Source organism: Hydrogenophaga sp. (assembly GCF_035481345.1).
Lineage (GTDB): Bacteria > Pseudomonadota > Gammaproteobacteria > Burkholderiales > Burkholderiaceae_C > Hydrogenophaga.
Window position 1 is genome coordinate 1 of the sequence record NZ_DATIGV010000121.1, and the last position, 3026, is coordinate 3026.

The window sequence follows — 3026 nt, forward strand, 5'->3', positions numbered from 1 at the left end:
CCCGCCGTGCTGGAGGCCGCGGGCCGCCTGTGGCTGGCGGGCGTGTCGCTGAACTGGGCGGGCCTGCACGGCGGCCGCGCCGCACGCCGCGTGCCGCTGCCCACCTACCCGTTCGAGCGCCAGCGCCACACGATCGAGGCGTCCGCGCCGACGCCCGCCCCCGCTGCCGCGCCGGCCGCTGAGGCGAACGATGCCCACACCGTGGCCTTCAGCCGCGACGTGGCCGACTGGCTGTTCGCGCCCACCTGGGCGCGCGCGCCGCTCAACCGCGCGGCCACGCTCTCGGGCACCTGGCTCATCGCGGGCGGTGCCGACGCACTGGCCGAGGCGCTCGCGCGCCGGGTGCGCGCGGCCGGCGCGCAGGTCGTTCGCCTCCGGGAACCCGGAGAGGCCGGGCCGGCCGTGACCCAGGCCCGCGCGGGCGGCCAGCCCGTGGTGGGCGCCTTCGCCCTGTGGGGCCTGCAGACCGACGCAGCCACGCCCGCCCAGGCGAGCCAGTGGCTGCACCACGCGCCCGTGGCCCTGGCCGCCGCGCTGGCGCCCACGGCCAGCGAGCCGGTGCGGATGGTCGTGGCCACCGCCGGCGCGCACAGCGTGCTCGGCGAGCCCGTGGTGCGGTCCAGCGGCGCGCTGGCCGTGGGCCCCGTGCTGGCTCTGCCGCTGGAGGTGCCGGGCCTGCGCCTGCGCCAGCTCGACCTCGAGGCCGGCGCGGCGGACGAACTGGCCGCGCAACAGCTGTTCGACGAAGCCCTGGCGCGCGACGAGGAAGACATGGTGGCCCGCCGCCAGGGCCAGCGCTGGCTGCGCCGCCACGAGCACGTCGCCTTGCCCGCCGCCCGCGCCGATGCGCTGCCGCTGAGCGAAGGCGCCGTGGTGCTGATGACGGGTGGCCTGGGCGGCATGGGCCTGGCCCTCGCGCAGCGCCTGGCCGAGCGCCGCCGCGCGCGCTTCCTGCTCACTGCGCGCACGGCCCTGCCACCGCGCGCGGAGTGGGACGCCTGGCTCGCCGCGAAAGGTGCCGACGATCGCCACTCGGTCACCATCACCGCGCTGCGCGCCATCGAAGCGGCGGGTGGCGAGGTGGAGGTGGCCACGGCCGACGCCGCCGACGCGACCGCCATGGCCGCTGCCGTGCAGGCCGCGCGCGCGCGCTGGGGCCGCATCGACGCGGTGATCCACGCGGCCGGCGTCGCGGGCGAGGGCGCGCTCTCCGCGTTGAAGACGCCCGAGGCGATCGAGGCCGTGCTGGCGCCCAAGCTCGAGGGCCTGCGCGTGCTGCGCGAGCTGCTGGCCGACACGCCACTGGAGCTGGTGGTGCTGATGAGTTCCATCAATGCCGTGCTGGGCGCGCCCGGCGTGGCCGACTACGCCTCGGCCAACGCCGTGCTCGACGCCTTCGCCGAATCGGCCGAGGTGCCGCCGGCCTGGCGCCGCGTGGTCGCGTTCGACTGGGGCGCCTGGCGCGAGGTGGGCATGGCCGCCAAGTTGGAGGTGCCGGCCTGGCGCCGCGCCGCCTGGGACGCCTACCTCGCCAAGGCCATCGGCACGCAGGACGGGCTGGACGCCTTCGAGCGCGTGCTCGCCAGCGAACTGCGCCGCGCGGTGGTGGTGCCCTACGACCTGCCCAAGGCCTTGTCGCTCACGCGCGCGGCCGCGCTCCAACCGCCGGCCGAGGCGCCGCGCGCCGAGGCCGCGGTGCGCGAGGCCGCGCCCGCGAAGGACGCGGCGCCCGCCGCCGCGCGCGCCGTGAACCCCGACGAGCTGCCGCAGGGCGAGGTGCAGACCCGCCTGGCCGCGATCTGGGTGGAACTGCTGGGCGTGGACAGCGTCGCCGCGCACGATGATTTCTTCCATTTGGGGGGACACTCCCTGCTGGCCACGCGGGTGCTCGCGCGCATCCGCGAATCCATGGGGGTGCAACTGGCGCTGCGCGACATGTTCGACGCGTCCACCCTGCAGGCCCTGGCACAGCGGGTGCAGGAGGGCATGGCCACCACGGAATCCAACGACGACGATCGGGAGGAGATCGAGTTTTGAACGCGCGTGAACTGCTGCACCGGCTGGAGGGGCTGGGTGTGGACCTGGAGGTGGCTGAGGGCCGGCTGCGCGTGAGCGCCAGCCGCGGCCGGCTCGACGACGAGCTGAAAACCGCCATCGCCGGGCACAAGACCGAACTGATGGCGCTGCTGGCCGAGCGCGGCGGGGTGGCGCACGCGCCCCACGCATCGCCCGCGGGCAAGGCAGACACCGCGCCGCGCGCCACCGTGGCGCACGACGGCCTGCTGCCGCTCTCGCTGTTTCAGGAACGCCTGTGGATCCTGCAGCAACTGGAGCCCGAGAGCACCACCTACCTGCTGGCGCTGGCGTGGCCGGTGAGTGGCGAGGTGCCGCGCGAGCAACTGCTGGCCGCCGTGCAGCGCGTGCACGCCCGCCACCTGGGCCTGCGCGTGCACTTCGTGCAGGAGGGCGATGTGCCCGGCGCGCGCCGCGTGGACGTGCCGCCCGTGACGGTTCACGACCTGCGCCACCTGCCCGCCAGCGAGCGCCTGGGGGCCGTGCAGGCCGCTCGCGAGCGCGCGGTGCACACGCCGATCGACCTGTCGCGCCAGACGCCGCTGCGCTTCGAGCTGCTCGATTTCGCGCCCGAGGGCTACGCACTCATCGCGGCGGCGCACCACATCGCGGTGGACGCGTGGTCGCTGCAGATCCTGCTGCGCGAGCTGGCGCAGGAACTCAAGGCGCCCGCGCCGGAATCACCCACGCGCCTGCAGTACGCCGACTACGCGGCCTGGCAGCGCGAGCACCAGCACCCCGAGGCCATCCGCGCCGAGCTCGACTGGTGGGACGAGGCGCTCAAGGGCGCGCCACAGACCTCGATGTTCCCACCCGACCTGCCGGCCAGCGACGCGCCCGCGCGCGGCGCCACGGTGGACTTCGAGTTCGACGCGGCCTTCAGCGCCGCACTCAAGCGCTGGGTGCACGAGCGCCACGCCACCGTCTACATGGCCTTCCTGGCCGCCAGCGCC

Annotated in this window: 2 protein-coding genes; both read left to right on the top strand. The window is 75.7% G+C overall.

What is annotated here, in order from left to right; all coding sequences use genetic code 11:
* On the top strand, positions 1-2037 hold a 2037-nt coding region (locus VLG41_RS13465), incomplete at its 5' end, for an SDR family NAD(P)-dependent oxidoreductase (RefSeq protein WP_325349916.1).
* On the top strand, positions 2034-3026 hold a 993-nt coding region (locus VLG41_RS13470), incomplete at its 3' end, for a condensation domain-containing protein (protein ID WP_325349917.1). The genes VLG41_RS13465 and VLG41_RS13470, both read left to right, overlap by 4 nt.